Raw genomic sequence first — 13,173 nt, 5'->3', positions numbered from 1 at the left:
GGGGTCCAACCAAGCGTTGTCGCCGCCGCGGCCACAGAGCCGTCACGCTCGATGTCGAGCACTTCGGCTCCACACCTGGAGATACCCCATGAAGAAGAACTGGTTCGTCCTCGGCCTCGGCGCACTGCTTGCCTTTGTCGGCGTCGGCTGGACCTTGCAGGGACTCGATGTCATGAAGGGCTCGGCGATGAGCGGCGTGACGCTGTGGGCGGTCGTCGGGCCGGTCGTGGCGATCGTCGGTCTGGTCGTGCTGAGTGTCGGCCTCGCCCGGCTGCGCCGGGTGAGCCGATAAGCGCCGATCAGATGTCCGGTATCGACATGGAGACGCGGAAGACAGATCGGCCGGCACCGGGAAGACCGCCCAAGCAGTGGTACGGCGAGCTTGCCGGCGTCGCGGCCACCGCACTCGCCCTGGGCCTCGGTGAGTTGGTGGCAGCCGCGACGGGTGGGCCCTCGGCGCCCCTGGTGGCGGTGGGGGGCGTCGCCGTGAACGCAGCGCCGACCCCGGTCAAGGAGTTCGCCGTCGCGGTGTTCTACACGTACGACAAGCTGGCACTGCAGGCGGGAATCGTGCTGGTGTTGGCGGTGTTCGCCGCGTTCATCGGTGTACTGGCCATGCGCCGGCTCTGGTACGGGCTGGCCGGCGTCGCCGTGTTCGGGATGATCGGTGTACTCGCGTCAGCCACCCGGCCCAGCGCCACGTGGGCGTACCCGCTGCCGACAGTGGCCGGTGCACTGGCCGCTGCCGGCCTTCTGGTGCTGCTGCGCCGGACCCTGCCGCGCCGTGCCGCGGTATCGGCGCAGGACCTGGGGGACGACACCGGCCTGGGGGACGACACCGGCCCGGATACGGACGTGGCGGCACAGGGAACCCACACCCCCGTGCGGGGAGCCGGCTCACCGTCGTCGGACACCGGCAAGTCAGTGCTGGACTGCGCGGGACAGCCACCGGGCCGACGACGGTTTCTCGCGCTGGCGGTCGGGGCGATCGGCGCGGCCGCGGTGGCCGTACCGGGCGGACGTCGGCTCTGGGCACAGCGGGTGGCCGCGGCCCGGGCCGCGGTGGTTCTCCCGACGCCGTCGAGCCCGGCAGCACCCTTGCCCGCCAAGGTCTCCGTCGGCGTGCCTGGGGTGGATCCGTTCGTGACCAGGAACGCGGACTTCTACCGGATCGACACCGCTTTGACGGTGCCGCAGATGGAACCGAAGGACTGGCGGCTGAGGATTCATGGCCGGGTGAAACGGCCGCTGACGCTGACGTACGAGCAATTGCTGGCACGGCCGATGGTGGAGCGCTACATCACGCTGGCGTGCGTGTCCAACGAGGTCGGCGGCGAGTTGGTCGGCAACGCGCGGTGGTTGGGGGTACCGATCAAGGATCTGCTGGATGAAGTCGATCCTGTTGACAGCGCGGATCAGGTGGTGAGCCGTTCCGTGGACGGCTACACCGCCGGCACACCGACGGCAGCGTTGCGCGACGGGCGAGACGCGTTGCTGGCGGTCGGCATGAACGGGGAGCCACTGCCCATCGAGCACGGATTTCCGGTCCGGATGGTGGTGCCCGGGCTGTACGGGTACGTATCGGCGACGAAGTGGCTGACGGAGCTGGAGCTGAGTCGTTTCTCGGACTTCAGCGCCTACTGGGTACGCCGGGACTACGCGGCGCTGGCTCCGGTGAAGACACAGTCGCGGATCGACACACCGGCCGCGGGCAGGCGTCTGAAGGAAGGTCTGGTGGTGGTGGCCGGGGTGGCATGGGCGCAACATCGTGGGGTGTCCGCGGTGGAGGTCCGTGTGGATGACGGGCCATGGCAGTGGGCACAGCTCGCGGCGGTGCCGTCGGTGGACACATGGCGGCAGTGGAGCTGGCCGTGGCAGGCGACGCCCGGCGAGCATCGGCTGCAAGTACGCGCCACCGACAACACCGGCCAGGTGCAGACAGGACAGGTGCACGAGCCGTTGCCCGACGGGGCGACCGGCCGGCACACGATCAAGGTCACGGTTGCCTGAGCATTCCCCGCCGGGCGGGAGTTCCCGCCTGACTCGGAATCGTCAAAGGGCTGCGACCGTCGGCGCCGTGGGCGACTGGGCTGCCGACGGCGGCCCTCGTACCCACGGACACCGAGGTGGCCCGCCGACGGATGACCTTGGGTACTGAACAACCGCTCGCTGCCGGCAGGAGTGGGAGATCCACAGTGGCTCGCAAGCCTGCCCCGACCTGGTCGGCACCGGGGGCGGCGGTCTCGCCGTCGAGCCGGAGCCGGGGCCCTAGGGGCGACCGCGCAGGTACGCGCAGGCGGCGGAGGCGCCCGCCTGCGCGGGTGCCCGGCGGCCCCGGCCCTCCCTCACATACCGAGCCGCGCCGCGATCACCGGCGCAAGCCGGTCCGCGATGACGCGGTGCCCCTGGTCGTTGGGGTGGACCGAGTCCGTCAGGTCGCCCGAACCCAGCCAGCCGGTGGTGTCGACGAAGGACACCCGGGAGTCGCCGCCGTCGACGGCCGCCTTGACCGCCGCCTGGGTCTGCGGGACGTACCGGCCGCGGAAGGTCTCCAACGCGAAGATCCACGCCTGGGGGTACGCGGCGCGGACCTTGCGCAGCAGGCTGGTGTACGCCGTCTGGAACTGCGCGGAACTGACCCCGTGCCCCACGTCGTTGGTGCCGAGGTTGATGACGACGGCGTTCGCCTGGTACCGGGAGAAGTCCCAGTCGGGGGTGGCCGCGTTCGGGTTGAGCTTGGTGAACTGCCGTTCCAGGCCGACGCATCCGTCCGCCGCGGCGACCAGGCAGGCGCCGCCCTGGGCGATCTGGGTGTGCTCGGTGCCGAGCCGTTCCCCGATCAGCCAGCCGTACGCGGTGCGGGCGTTCTGCGACGACGTCGTCCCCACCGTGATCGAGTCGCCGACGAACTCGATCAGCTTGCCGGGCGCCGACGGTGCGAATGTCGTGGCGCCGCTGTCGAGGACCAGCCCCTGGAAGACGGCGTCACCCCGGTAGGAACCGGCGACCACCTGGTAGTTGACCTGCAGGGTGTGGTTGCCGGCGGACAGCGGGGAGGGCGTCAGGTTCACCGTCCCCTTGACGTCGTCGTAGAACTTCACCGGGCCGTTGTCGATCCGCGCCCAGAAGTCGATCGTCCCGCGCTGCTTGAGCTGGACGGTCCGGCCGGTGAAGCCGACCCGGTAGTAGGCGCCGGCCCAGTACGGGGTGTAGGCGGTGGAGGTCCTGGTGTCCCAGCGGCCCACGAACTTGATGTTCGGGTCGCCGGGTTGGCCGGGAGCGGCCGCCAGGGTGGATGCAGGGTCGCCGAGTCGGGCGGCGATGACGGGGGCGAGGCGGTTCGCGAACTTGGTGTGGCCCGCCTCGTTGGGGTGCCCGTTGCCGTCCTCGTAGTCGGTGCCGTCGGTCAGCCAGCCGGTGGTGTCGACGTAGTGCACCCTGCTGTCACCGGCGTCGGCGCGGGCGGTGACGGCCGCCCTGGTCTCGGTGACGTAGCGCTTCTTGAGCGTCTGCACGGCGAAGAGCTGTGCGTTCGGGTAGGTGGCGCGAAGGTCGGCGAGGAAGGTGGTGTACGCCGACCGGAAGGCGGCGCCGGTCACGCCGTGGCCGATGTCGTTGGTGCCCAGGTTGATGACGACGGCGTCCGCCCGGTAGCGGGAGAAGTCCCAGTTCTGGCCGCCCGTGCTCGCCGTCCTGAAGAACTGCGTGCTCAGGCCCGTGCATCCGGACTGGGCGACGAGGCAGTGGCCGGATCGGGCGATCTGGGTGTGGCGCGCCCCCAGATGCTCGCCGGTCTTCCAGGCGTACGAGTCGAGTGCGAGTCGGTCCGTGAGGGCGCCGGCGGTGATGGAGTCGCCGACGAACTCGACGAGCCGGGACGGGGTGTTCGGCGCGACCGTGTGCGCGCCGGGGTCCAGCACCAGGCCCTGGAAGACGGTGTCGCCGGAGCGGTACGCAATGCGCAGGGTGTGGGTGCCGGCGGACAACGGCTGGGGAGTGAGGTTCACCGTGCCTCGCACGCCGGGGTGGAAGACGTCGGGGCCGCCGTCGATGCCGGCGTACAGGTTGACCGCGTCTCTCGCCTTGACCTTCACCGTGGTGCCGGTGAAGGCGGTCTGCAGGTAGGCGCCGGTCCAGGAGGGCACCGCCGCCGTGCCGGCGCTGGTGTCCCAGCGCCCGACGTAGACGATGTTGGGGTCGGAGACCGAGCCGTCACCCGGCGCGGCCTGGGCGGGGGAGCTCCCCGTCCAGGACAGCAGGCAGGCGATGAGAACGGCCGTGACGAGCGCAGCGAGGGTACGGGCGAGGCGGCGTAAGGAGGTGGCGTGGGGGGTGGTCTGCACAGGGGTCCCTTTCGGCGTGGGATGGGAGCGCTCCCAGAAGCAGCCTTTCGAGAGAAGCAATGAAACGGTTCAGCGTCAAGGGTTCGCGTGAGGCAGGCAATTCACCGGCAGGCAGTGGAGGTTGATCGAGCCGTTCTCTGCCGATCGGCGAGTACGGCCCGTACCTCGGACGGTTGTGGGAGCAGTTCGTGGGGGTGATCCGGCGGTTCCGTTGCAGTAGTCAGTGGCGGGAGATGCCGGGCGAGTTCGGCCTGTGGTCTACGGCCGCTTCCGGGCCTGGAGGGACGCCGGCGTCTGCACCGCACTGCTGGAAGGCGTGATCGCCGAGGCCGACCGCCAGAGGAAGACGGACTTGTCTCTGGTCAGTGCGAGCTGCACCACCGCCCGGGTCCATCATGACGCCGCCGGGATGAGCATCGGTGAGGAGGTCATGGACGCCGGTTGAGGAAGTCGCCGCCGACCCAGGAACAGTCCCGGCAAAAGGGGCGGCCCGCCGGTGCAAGATGGGCGTCGGTCGGCGACGTCCTTCAGCAGCTGCTGGCTGTGCCGTCAACCGGGTGGCCTTCCGCCAAGGCTGTGACCGTGAGCGGGCTACTGGACGCATGTCGCCGGGAGGCGCCTTGGCTGGCTGGTCTTGAAGACTTCGTTCCGGCGGATCCTCGTCAGGCTGTGCTTTCGCGGCTCGGTGACAAGATGACGTGGCGTTGGCGCGAACAGCACCGCCTTGCGGGTCACACGGCCATGGGCTGGCATGAGGGAGCCGGCGCCTCTGGGAGGCGCCAGCCCGGGTAGGGGGGAGGAGGATGCTGCTCAGCGGCCTTCTACGCCGGGCCCGTTGATGGAGATGCCGTCAGTGGTGGCGACGGGGCCCGGGTCGGGGATCACGAACATGCTCTCGGTGGTCAACTCGGAGCGGAACTGGTCGCGCATGTTGATGTGGCGGTGAATCAGCGGGGAAAGCTGGCAGAGCTTGTTCTCGGAGATGACCTGACCCTGCGCGCGGAGTTTGGCGATGATCTTCTGGATGTAGTCGTGTTGAAGATGGCCACGCAGTTGCGCATGAGACCCAGGGCGCCGAGCCGGTCTTCGAGGCCCGGCTAGTACTCGGGGAAGGGGCCGTCGAGTCGTGGCAGATGCGCTTGGCGGGTTCGTGGCGCTCATAGTGAAGGCGGCTCTGGGCCTCGATCCGCCGCCGGAAATCGGGGTTGTCGTAGAGGCCCAGCATGGCGGGTCTTCGCGATGCGTCCGAAGGCGATGATCGCTGTTCCGAGGCTGGTGGGCTTGCCGTTGATGGTGAGGATCCGCAGGGCGGTGTGTGCACTGACGGTGCCGTAATGCATCAAGCCGATCACGTGAAGGACCTCCTCTCAGTGTTCGTCGACCGGTGCGAGGTCGATGTGTCGCTGTGTCGCGTTTTGGAGAGGCGTGATGGGGGTGCGGCGCGGCCGGGGCCGCGCCGCGTGGTTCAGCGGCCCCGGCCCCACAGCAGCGGCCGTCTCCGTGGTGGGTGCCGGCGCGGGACGCGTGGTCGGTGCGCTGCTGCGGCGGGCCTTGCGGGCGTCGACCCGGATGACCAGATGGGAGTGCGGGACGTCGTAGTGGCCGCGCGGCACGGGCGCGGGGTCGGTGAGGGCGGTGGCGAAGGCGAAAAAGTGCCGGAAGCTGTAGACGACCATTCCCTCGGGGATGTCCCTCTGCCCGGCTTTCTTGATCCGCTTCCACTGGTTGGCGATGTGGTAGTGGGGAAAGGTGCGCGACGGGTCGCCGGGATGACGCAGCACGTAGCCGTCGACGGTGCCGTGCTTGTCCGCGTACCACTCGATGGTCCGCCGCGTGCGGGCACGCAGGGGCACGTCCCGGTATTCGTCGGGCCGGCGGTGTTTGAGCCGGTCGTACCGACACGTGGTCCGATTGACCTGTTCGGTGATCCGGTAGACGTCGTCGGCGACGATGTTGTTGACGTTCACGGCGAACGCCTCACCGTTGCGCATCCCGCATCCCGCATCCCGCATCCCGCATCCCGCATCCCGCATCCCGCATCCGCTCATCCGGTCGGTGACGAGCGTGAAGCTGTCGTCGTCGGCGGAACGTATCTGCTGCAACTGGGCGGGTGAGGGGATCACCACCCGCTTGGGGTCGTACTGCGGCGCTTTGATGCCGGCCACCGGGTTGCCGTCGAACAGCCCCAGCCGGTGCGCGTCCAGCAGGATCGCCTTGAGCTTGTCGAACGCGTTGGACTGCGCCGCCAGTCCCACCCCGTTGCGCTCCATCGTCTGGAGGAAACCCTCGACGACCTTGTGGTCGAAAGTCTCCATCCGACGGCTTCCCAGCTGCGGCAGCAGATGAATGTCCAGCAGCGACTCCAGGTGCCTCACAGACGCCGGCCCCAGGTCACGCTGGGCGGCCTTCCATCCCGCCGCATACTCCCCGAACCGCATCGCCCCGTACGTCGCGACCCGCTCCGCCCTCACCCGCCCCCGCGGAGCAACCTTCTTCCCGTTGTAGATCTCCACCAACCGCTCGGCGGCCCGATCCTGGGTCGCGAACCCCGACTCCTCCCTCTGACCCCACCCGCCGCCCGGTAACGGATCTTGTAGAAGTGCGGACACTTCGACCACCGCGACCGCCGATGCTCACACTCCTTAAAAAACGAACCCATCCCACGCTTCAACACAACCGAAGGCATGACCTGCTGACCCCATACGCCCGATGCTGACAGTTTGCTGACCGCCAGAGCCTCAGATCGTTGCTGACCTGCGAATATGCGCACAGGGCCAGCTATGTTCTGGAACTGGATCGGGCGGTCCCAGGAAGAGATCGAACAGGCGCGGGCGGACTGGATGTCGGGTTCCCGCTTCGGTGAGGTGAAGGGGTACGACGGTGATCCGCTGCCCGCTCCGGAACTTCCGCCCCTGCCGTTGAAGCCGCGGGGGAGGGTGCGCTGACCTGCGCGGATGTTGTCGGCCGCCTGCTGGAGGGCGGCCGCGGGCAGCTGTGGCAGACCTCTCGCTGACCTTTGCCGACTCTTCTGACCCTTGGTCAGGCCAGGTTGGGCAGGTCCTCCCGAAGCCCAGTCGCTTGCGCGGAGCTTCGCGGGTTTGATGGCGGCCCGGGTGAACGCTGACCTGACGCGTAGTTGAGCCAGGTGCTGGTGCTGATCGGCGGGCCTCGGTCACGTCCGCGGAAGTGGTGTATCGACGGCCACTCGGTGATCTCGTTTTGAGGCTATGCGGTGAGTTCGGTGGGCAGGGTGGTGTCGTTGGTTTCTGACTCGATCGGGTGGAGGCGGGCCTTGCCAGCTGGTCGAGTCCCATGTAGCGGCGGGCCTCGGTCCACTCGTCGTTCTGCTCGGCCAGCACGGCGCCGACCAGGCGGATAACGGCGGCACGGTCGGGGAAGATGCCGACCACGTCGGTGCGGCGGCGGATTTCCTTGTTCAGGCGCTCTTGCGGGTTGTTCGACCAGATTTGCCGCCAGATCTCACGCGGAAACGCGGTGAAGGCCAGCAGGTCGTGCTGGGCGGTGTCCAAGTGGGCTGCGGCCTTGGGAAACTTGGCCTCCAGTGCGTCCAGGACGTGCTGCATCTGGGCCTTCACGGCGTCGGTGTCGGGTTGTTCGAAGACGGTCCGCAGCAGCGTGGCCACCCACGGCTGGGCCGATTTCGGGACCTGGCTGAGCAGATTGCGGGCGTAATGAGTGCGGCATCGCTGCCATCCTGCTCCGGGCAGGACCGCGCCGATGGCGTCAACCAGGCCGGCGTGCGCGTCCGAGATGACCAGCTGGACGCCGGACAGGCCGCGGGCGATCAGAGAGCGCAGGAAGGCCAGCCAGCCGGCGCCGTCCTCGGCGGTGGCGACGTCGATGCCGAGGATCTCGCGGTGACCGTCGGCGTTGACACCGACCGCGATCAGGGCGTGGACGTTGATGATCCGGCCGCCCTCGCGGACCTTCTGGGTCAGCGCATCGACCCAGACGAACGCGTAGGGGCCCTGATCCAGGGGCCGGTTGCGGAAGGCAGCGACCTGCTCGTCGAGGTGCCGGGCCATCGCCGAGACCTGCGACTTGGACAGCTGAGTGACGCCGAGCGACTCGGCGAGCTTCTCGACACGGCGGGTGGACACGCCCAGCAGGTAGGCGGTGGCGACCACCGAGATGAGGGCCTGCTCGGCTCGGCGACGTCGTTCCAGAAGCCAGTGCGGGAAGTAACTCCCGCTCCTGAGCTTGGGGATGGCGAGTTCGACGGTGCCGGCCCTCGTGTCCCACTCGCGCGGGCGATATCCGTTGCGGTGGTTGACCCTCTCGTCGCTGACCTGCCCGTATTCGGCGTTGCAGAGAGCGTCGGCCTCGGCGGACATGAGGGCATCGGCGAACGTCTTGATCATCGCGCGCAGCAGATCGGGACTCGCCGCGGCGAGGTTGTCCTCGGCGAGGGCGTGCAGGGGCAGACTGTCGGGTGCGGTCATCGTGCTGATCTCCTTCGAGGCTTCGACACCTCGAAGATCAGCCGGTGGCCGTTCATCTATGCGGGCATCATCCTGACGCCGGAGCAAACCCCCGGATCAGGTCGAACCCGTACACCATCTCCATGGACGCAACCCGGGCCTCGCGCTGCGTGTGCGGGCGTTGTCCAGGGCTGGAAGGTAGTTCCGCCTGGCCGGGCGCACAGTCAATCGCACCTTCGGTGTCTGCCGCGACGAGGGCGGTGTGCAAGCCGGGCGCCGCCTCGAATCGGCAGAGCGGTGGCCTTGACAGGGGGCCCGCGGGTCGGGCTTCCTTAGGGCTGTTGCGTATCAAGATACTGTTGTGTAATTAGCAACAGGCCTATCTCTGGTGGGGCGGCTCCCCGAACGGCGGCCGCGATGCCCGGCGATGGAATGGCTCTGTTTCCCCTATTACCGCGGAGTAGCGCTACAGATGACTCGCAAGCCACCTGCCGAGGACCCCGGCGACGCCCGACTGCGGGTCGGCCCGCCGAAGGAGTACGCCGCCGGTCTCCCCGCGGTCACCTCCTCGTTGCGGCATGCCGGCGAACAGATGGGGGCCCGTCGCAGCCTCCTCACTCTGCTCCGGGTCAATCAGAAGCAGGGCTTCGACTGTCCGGGCTGTGCCTGGCCCGAGCCCGACCACCGGCACAGGGCGGAGTTCTGCGAGAACGGTGCCAAGGCGGTGGCCGAGGAGGCCACCGTGCGCCGGGTGACCCCGGACTTCTTCGCCGAGCACACCCTGGAGGATCTGCTTCCGCGCAGCGACTACTGGCTCGGGCAGCAGGGACGTCTCACCCACCCCATGTACCGCCCGGCCGGCGCCGACCGCTACCGGCCGATTTCCTGGGACGACGCGTTCGCCGTGATCGCCCGCGAACTCGACGCGCTCGACAATCCGGACCAGGCCGCCTTCTACACCTCCGGACGGGCGAGCAACGAGGCCGCGTTCCTCTACCAGCTCTTCGTGCGCGCCTTCGGTACCAACAACCTGCCGGACTGCTCCAACATGTGCCACGAGTCCAGCGGCTCGGCCCTTGTGGAGACCATCGGCATCGGCAAGGGCAGCGTCAGCCTGGAAGATCTCTACGAGGCCGATCTCATCCTCGTGGTGGGCCAGAACCCCGGCACGAACCACCCCCGGATGCTCTCCGCGCTGGAGAGGGCCAAGCAGCAGGGTGCCCGCGTCATCGCCGTCAACCCGCTGCCCGAGGCGGGACTGATCCGGTTCAAGAACCCACAGAAGCCCTCCGGTGTCATCGGCGGCGGCACCAAGCTGGCGGACCAGTTCCTCCAGATCAGGCTGGGCGGCGACCAGGCGCTGTTCCAGGCTTTCAACCGCATGCTGCTGGAGGCGGAGGACGAGACGCCCGGCACCCTGGACGCCTCCTTCATCGAGCGGTACACACATGGCTTCGAGGAGTTCGCCGAGCACGCCCGCAAGGCGTCGTGGGACGAGATCCTTCAGGCCACCGGGTTGCCCGAGGCGGAGATCCGGGAAGCGTTCGACCACGTGCTGGCCGCCGAGAAGATCGTCGTCTGCTGGGCGATGGGACTCACCCAGCACAAGCACTCCGTGCCCACCATCCGCGACGTCGTCAACTTCCTTCTGCTGCGCGGCAACATCGGTCGCCCCGGCGCCGGCCTCTGCCCGGTGCGCGGCCACTCCAATGTGCAGGGCGACCGCACGATGGGCATCTACGAGAAGCCGGACGACCCGTTCCTGGACGCGCTCGGCGCCGAGTTCGCGTTCACGCCCCCGCGGCACCACGGGCACGACGCCGTCGACAGCATCCGCGCCATGCGCGACGGTGACGTACGGGTCTTCGTCGCGCTGGGCGGCAACTTCGTCGCCGCGGCCCCCGACACCGAGCTGACCGAGCAGGCGCTGCGCCGTTGCCGCCTCACCGTCCAGATCTCGACCAAGCTCAATCGCTCGCATGTCATCGCCGGAGAGCAGGCCCTCATCCTTCCGTGCCTCGGACGGACCGAAGCCGACCTGCGGCCCAGCGGGCCCCAACTGGTCACGGTGGAGGACTCCATGGGCATGGTGCACCTCTCGCGAGGGCGGCTCGCGCCCGCGTCCGAGCACCTGCTGAGCGAGGTCGCGATCATCTGCCGGATGGCAGCGGCCACCCTCGGGGAAACAGGTCCGCAGATGCCATGGGGCGACTTCGCGTCGGACTACGACCGCATCCGCGACCGCATCGAACGCGTGATCCCCGGCTTCGAGGACTTCAACACCCGGGTACGGCAGCCGGGCGGCTTCGCCCTGCCGCACCCGCCCCGCGACGAGCGCCGGTTCACGACCGCCACCGGCCTGGCCAACTTCACCGCCAACCCGCTGGAGAGCCCCAAGGTCCCGCCGGGCCGGCTGTTGCTGCAGACGCTCCGGTCCCACGACCAGTACAACACCACCATCTACGGCCTGGACGACCGCTACCGCGGTGTCCACCAGGGCCGCCGGGTCCTCTTCCTGCACTCCGACGACCTCGCCGAGCGCGGCCTCGCCGACGGGGACCTCGTCGACATCGTCAGCGAGTACGGCGACGGCGTGGAGCGCAGGGCGCCCGCCTTCCGGACCGTGTCGTACCCGACGCCCCGAGGGTGCTGTGCCGCCTACTTCCCCGAGACCAACGTCCTCGTACCGCTGGACTCCACGGCGGCCATCAGCAACACCCCCACGTCGAAGTCCGTCGTCGTCCGGCTGGAACCGCGATCCGCCGACTCATAGCCCACTTCTCGCCCGGCGGATGTGCATCGGCCCGCCGGCCGACCGTTCCCTGCCGGAGAGGCGGTGACCGATGATCGGCCCGCTGTACGACCCTGCCCCGATGGCCCGCTTCGGCGACCTCCTCGCCACCGATCTCCGGGACGTGACCAGCGATCCCGCGGCCCTGGACTCCACCGGTTTCTGGGCCGTGGTCGCCGACTTCGAGGGGCGCCTGGTGTGCGCGCGTTTCGGGGACGTACGCCGTGCGCCCGTGCCCGCCGCCGAGCCCGCGGCGTGGCGCGGCCCGCATCCGGACACCTGGACGTCCTCCCTCGACCGGACCGCCTGCATCGCCGGGGTCCGGCCCCGCGGCGGAGCCGCATAATCGATGCTGCCGCGAGCACATCGCGGCCGGTGAGGTGTACCAGGCGAACCTGTGCCGGGTCCTGTCCGCGCCGCTGCCCGACCCGGAACGGGCGGACGCCGACGCTCTCACGGCGTTACTGGCCCGGGACAACCCGGCGCCTTACGCCGGCACGGTCCGCCTTCCGGCGCACGGTGTGGAGATCGCCACGGCCTCGCCCGAGCTCTTCCTCCGCCGCGACGGCCGTACGGTGGAGTCGGGCCCCATCAAGGGCACCGGCCGGACCGCCGCGGACCTTCTGGAGAGGGACCACGCCGAGAACGTCATGATCGTCGACCTGGTCCGCAACGACCTGGGACGTGTGTGTGCCACCGGCTCGGTGACCGTTCCCGACCTGTGCGCCGTCGAGGAGCACCCCGGCCTGGTGCACCTGGTGTCCACCGTGCGCGGCGAACTCGCCGACCACGCCGGATGGCCGGAGCTGCTCGCGGGAACCTTCCCGCCCGGCTCCGTCACGGGCGCCCCCAAGTCCAGTGCGCTGCGCATCATCGCGGCGCTGGAGACCGCGCCGCGCGGCCCGTACTGCGGTGCGGTCGGCTGGGTCGACGCCGACCGCTCCACGGCTCAACTCGCCGTCGGTATCCGCACGTTCTGGATCGACCGCGCTGCTGTCGGCGGCCCGTCACTGCGCTTCGGCACCGGGGCGGGGATCACCTGGGGTTCCGACCCCGAGCGCAAGTGGGCCGAGACGCAGCTGAAAGCCCGGCGGTTGCTGGGGGTGGCGTCGGGCGGGTATCTGCCCAGCCCCGGAACGCCCTCGCGCGCAGGCTGCTGACTGCCCTCCCTGCCGGGTCTTGTCTCGCTGCCTTCGTCGTCTTCTGGGGCGTGCTGAACGATTCTCCCGGCAGCCCCCTTCACCCTGGTGATGGTCGGCCTGTGTATCGCACACACCCGAGATCTGCGCCAGGATCCGCTCATCATCCGCGGGCCCATAGGCGAGGAAGCCATCGAATCTGCCGTCATCGCCGGCCATGAGAAGTACGACGGCGACTTCGAACTCCGCATCGGTCCCTGCGCGCCCTCCGATGGCACGGAGGCCGACCACTCGCAGCAGTCCACACAACCTACGCAGTCCACTTCCACCTCCGCTCCCTGAGCCCCGCCGGGCGTTCGTGCTGCTCCGGCCGCGATCCCGACCGGCTGCGGGAACCTTGTCGCGCTGCTTGACCCCCGGTCGGCACTCAACGATGCTGTGTTGCGACACGTGAGATG

7 protein-coding genes and 4 pseudogenes are annotated in these 13,173 nt (G+C 69.1%); 7 read left to right on the top strand and 4 right to left on the bottom strand.

Annotated elements, in window-relative coordinates:
* Positions 1–88 precede the first annotated feature (88 nt).
* Positions 89–292, top strand: a complete 204-nt coding sequence (locus AQJ46_RS39935) for a hypothetical protein (protein WP_059210233.1) — start codon at positions 89–91, stop codon at positions 290–292.
* Between the two features lie 26 nt (positions 293–318).
* Positions 319–2,010, top strand: coding sequence for a molybdopterin-dependent oxidoreductase (locus AQJ46_RS39930; protein WP_079072634.1), 1,692 nt, complete (start codon positions 319–321; stop codon positions 2,008–2,010).
* 335 nt (positions 2,011–2,345) lie between these two features.
* On the opposite strand, the gene AQJ46_RS39925 is transcribed toward AQJ46_RS39930, so the two are convergent.
* Positions 2,346–4,343: a GDSL-type esterase/lipase family protein gene (locus AQJ46_RS39925; RefSeq protein WP_059210232.1), complete on the bottom strand. Its 1,998-nt coding sequence runs from the start codon at positions 4,341–4,343 to the stop codon at positions 2,346–2,348.
* 253 nt (positions 4,344–4,596) lie between these two features.
* On the opposite strand from AQJ46_RS39925, the gene AQJ46_RS59150 reads away from it, so the two are divergent.
* The gene (locus AQJ46_RS59150; protein WP_063803892.1) at positions 4,597–4,788 is read left to right on the top strand and encodes a hypothetical protein; all 192 of its coding nucleotides are present in this window, start codon (positions 4,597–4,599) and stop codon (positions 4,786–4,788) included.
* 712 nt (positions 4,789–5,500) lie between these two features.
* On the opposite strand, the gene AQJ46_RS59145 is transcribed toward AQJ46_RS59150, so the two are convergent.
* Both AQJ46_RS59145 and AQJ46_RS39915 read right to left on the bottom strand, forming a co-directional pair.
* The gene (locus tag AQJ46_RS59145; protein WP_107117411.1) at positions 5,501–5,695 is read right to left on the bottom strand and encodes a Tn3 family transposase; all 195 of its coding nucleotides are present in this window, start codon (positions 5,693–5,695) and stop codon (positions 5,501–5,503) included.
* 15 nt (positions 5,696–5,710) lie between these two features.
* Positions 5,711–6,952, bottom strand: coding sequence for a tyrosine-type recombinase/integrase (locus tag AQJ46_RS39915; RefSeq protein ID WP_225887508.1), 1,242 nt, complete (start codon positions 6,950–6,952; stop codon positions 5,711–5,713).
* A gap of 171 nt (positions 6,953–7,123) precedes the next feature.
* On the opposite strand from AQJ46_RS39915, the pseudogene AQJ46_RS52980 reads away from it, so the two are divergent.
* A pseudogene (locus tag AQJ46_RS52980) lies at positions 7,124–7,288 on the top strand (pirin family protein); the annotation flags it as partial.
* A gap of 345 nt (positions 7,289–7,633) precedes the next feature.
* On the opposite strand, the pseudogene AQJ46_RS39910 reads toward AQJ46_RS52980, so the two are convergent.
* Positions 7,634–8,806 (bottom strand): annotated as a pseudogene (locus tag AQJ46_RS39910) (IS256 family transposase); the annotation flags it as partial.
* Positions 8,807–9,257: 451 nt separating this feature from the next.
* On the opposite strand from AQJ46_RS39910, the gene AQJ46_RS39905 reads away from it, so the two are divergent.
* The 3 genes and pseudogenes from AQJ46_RS39905 to AQJ46_RS57670 all read left to right on the top strand — a co-directional run.
* A complete protein-coding gene (locus AQJ46_RS39905) occupies positions 9,258–11,558 on the top strand; it encodes an FdhF/YdeP family oxidoreductase (protein ID WP_059210231.1) in 2,301 nt (766 codons plus the stop codon).
* A gap of 100 nt (positions 11,559–11,658) precedes the next feature.
* Positions 11,659–12,736, top strand: a pseudogene (locus AQJ46_RS39900) (chorismate-binding protein).
* 57 nt (positions 12,737–12,793) lie between these two features.
* Positions 12,794–13,057 (top strand): annotated as a pseudogene (locus AQJ46_RS57670) (BCCT family transporter); the annotation flags it as partial.
* Positions 13,058–13,173: the final 116 nt, after the last annotated feature.

Source organism: Streptomyces canus, from assembly GCF_001514145.1.
GTDB lineage: Bacteria > Actinomycetota > Actinomycetes > Streptomycetales > Streptomycetaceae > Streptomyces > Streptomyces canus.
The sequence above is the reverse complement of the archived record's forward strand: the minus strand, read 5'-3'. Positions and strand labels throughout refer to the sequence as shown.